This is a genomic window from Anabaena azotica FACHB-119 (assembly GCF_014697625.1).
In the GTDB taxonomy this organism is placed as follows: Bacteria; Cyanobacteriota; Cyanobacteriia; order Cyanobacteriales; family Nostocaceae; genus Trichormus; species Trichormus azoticus_A.
In genome coordinates this window covers 1-3,206 of the sequence record NZ_JACJSG010000122.1, presented here as the reverse complement: position 1 = coordinate 3,206, position 3,206 = coordinate 1, and the positions used below count along the sequence as shown (strand labels likewise).

Here is a 3,206-nt window from a genome sequence, read left to right as displayed (position 1 = left end):
GTTAGACTGCTGGGTAGAACCTAGCCAGAACCTTGAAAACTGCATAGAAACGCGATTGTATAGCAGGCAGACACAGACATCTAGTAGATGGAAGTGAATGCAGTGGTGAACACCAATGTATTGTGGTCAAGCTAATAAGAGCTAATGGTGGATACCTTGGCACACAGAGGCGAAGAAGGACGTGGTTACCGACGAAATACTCCGGGGAGTTGGAAGCAAACCCTGATCCGGAGGTGTCCGAATGGGGCAACCCTAGATACAGCCTGTTGAATATATAGACAGGTATGAGCCAACCCAGCGAACTGAAACATCTTAGTAGCTGGAGGAAAAGAAATCAATAGAGATTCCCCAAGTAGTGGTGAGCGAAAGGGGACTAGCCTAAACCAAAGGGTTTACCTTTTGGGGTAGTGGGACAGCGACATCGAATCTGGCGGTTAGACGAAGCAGCGAAATACTGCACCAAAGAAAGTGAAAGTCTTGTAGTCGAAAACTTAAAGATAGTAGCTGAATCCCGAGTAGCATGGGGCACGAGGAATCCCATGTGAATCAGCGAGGACCATCTCGTAAGGCTAAATACTACTGTGTGACCGATAGAGAACAAGTACCGCGAGGGAAAGGTGAAAAGAACCCCGCAAGGGGAGTGAAATAGAACATGAAACCGTTAGCTTACAAGCAGTGGGAGTCCGATTAAACGGATGACCGCGTGCCTGTTGAAGAATGAGCCGGCGACTTATAGGCACTGGTAGGTTAAAGCGAGAATGCTGGAGCCAAAGGGAAACCGAGTCTGAAAAGGGCGGTAATCAGTGTTTATAGACCCGAACCCTGGTGATCTAACCATGACCAGGATGAAGCTTGGGTAACACCAAGTGGAGGTCCGAACCGACCGATGTTGAAAAATCGGCGGATGAGTTGTGGTTAGGGGTGAAATGCCAATCGAACCAGGAGCTAGCTGGTTCTCCCCGAAATGTGTTGAGGCGCAGCGGTTGTGAATATAGTCGGGGGGTAAAGCACTGTTTCGGTGCGGGCTGGGAGACCGGTACCAAATCGAGACAAACTCAGAATACCCGATGGACACACAGCCAGTGAGACGGTGGGGGATAAGCTTCATCGTCAAGAGGGAAACAGCCCAGACCACCAGCTAAGGTCCCCAAATCATCGCTAAGTGATAAAGGAGGTGAGACTGCACAGACAACTAGGAGGTTTGCCTAGAAGCAGCCACCCTTGAAAGAGTGCGTAATAGCTCACTAGTCAAGCGGTCTTGCGCCGAAAATGAACGGGGCTAAGCGATGTACCGAAGCTGTGGGATTAATTAAAAATTAATCGGTAGGGGAGCGTTCCGTAGTAGGTAGAAGCAGTAGCGGCGAGCAGCTGTGGACGAGACGGAAGTGAGAATGTCGGCTTGAGTAGCGCAAACATTGGTGAGAATCCAATGCCCCGAAACCCTAAGGGTTCCAGAGCCAGGTTCGTCCACTCTGGGTTAGTCGGGACCTAAGGCGAGGCTGAAAAGCGTAGTCGATGGACACAGGGTCAACAATCCCTGACTAGTATACGGGAGCATTGCTAGGGACGCATGAAAGATAGCTACACCCTGATTGGTTTGGGAGACGGTTACGACCGTCGCGTAGTGATTCGCTAGTGCCAAGAAAAGCTAGTAATGTGATGAACGTATGTTACCCGTACCCGAAACCGACACAGGTAGGGAGGTTGAGAATACCAAGGGGCGCGAGATAACTCTCTCTAAGGAACTCGGCAAAATGGCCCCGTAACTTCGGAAGAAGGGGTGCCCAAGAAATTGGGTCGCAGTGAAGAGATCCAGGCGACTGTTTACCAAAAACACAGGTCTCCGCGAACTCGCAAGAGGAAGTATGGGGGCTGACGCCTGCCCAGTGCCGGAAGGTTAAGGAAGTTGGTCAGTGGTAACATGAAGCTGACGACCGAAGCCCCGGTGAACGGCGGCCGTAACTATAACGGTCCTAAGGTAGCGAAATTCCTTGTCGGGTAAGTTCCGACCCGCACGAAAGGCGTAACGATCTGGATGGTGTCTCAGAGAGAGACTCGGCGAAATAGGAATGTCTGTGAAGATACGGACTGCCTGCACCTGGACAGAAAGACCCTATGAAGCTTTACTGTAGCCTGGAATTGTGTCCGGGCTTCGCTTGCGCAGGATAGGTGGGAAGCGATGAAGTATTCCTTGTGGGGAATATGGAGCTAACGGTGAGATACCACTCTGGCGAAGCTAGGATTCTAACTTGTGTCCGTCATCCGGATGAAGGACAGTTTCAGGTGGGCAGTTTGACTGGGGCGGTCGCCTCCTAAAAGGTAACGGAGGCGCGCAAAGGTTCCCTCAGCACGCTTGGAAACCGTGCGGCGAGTGTAAAGGCATAAAGGGAGCTTGACTGCAAGACCGACAAGTCGAGCAGGTACGAAAGTAGGCCTTAGTGATCCGACGGCGCAGCGTGGAATGGCCGTCGCTCAACGGATAAAAGTTACTCTAGGGATAACAGGCTGATCTCCCCCAAGAGTCCACATCGACGGGGAGGTTTGGCACCTCGATGTCGGCTCATCGCAACCTGGGGCGGAAGTACGTCCCAAGGGTTGGGCTGTTCGCCCATTAAAGCGGTACGTGAGCTGGGTTCAGAACGTCGTGAGACAGTTCGGTCCATATCCGGTGCAGGCGTAAGAGCATTGAGAGGAGCCTTCCTTAGTACGAGAGGACCGGGAAGGACGCACCGCTGGTGTACCAGTTATTGTACCCGCAGTAGACGCTGGGTAGCCATGTGCGGAGCGGATAACCGCTGAAAGCATCTAAGTGGGAAGCCCACCTCAAGATGATTGCTCTCACTACGTCAAGTAGGTAAGGTCACCTGTAGAACACAGGTTCTTAGGCGGTAGGTGGAAGTGCAGTAATGTATGTAGCCGAGCCGTGCTAACAGACCGAGGGCTTGACCTCAAATACAGTTAACAGTTAACAATTGACAGTTGACAGTTGACAATTTGGTGAATATCGCGTTTCTGGCAGTCTTCAGGGTTTCTGAATGGGTGAACTTTTATTTGATAACTGATAACTGTTCACTGTTCACTGTTTTTCCTGGTGCCTATGGTGCATTGGTCCCACTCTGAACCCATCCCGAACTCAGTTGTGAAACTCTGCTACGGCTACGATAGTTTAGGGGTTGCCCTACGCCACAATCGCTCGGTGCCAGGTT

The 3,206-nt window shown here is 51.4% G+C and carries 2 rRNA genes; both read left to right on the top strand.

From position 1 onward, the window contains the following. Window positions 1-124 precede the first annotated feature (124 nt). A 23S ribosomal RNA gene (locus H6G83_RS34765) occupies window positions 125-2,950 on the top strand. 137 nt (window positions 2,951-3,087) lie between these two features. Continuing rightward, window positions 3,088-3,205: ribosomal RNA gene (gene rrf, locus H6G83_RS34760) — 5S ribosomal RNA — on the top strand. Window position 3,206: the final 1 nt, after the last annotated feature.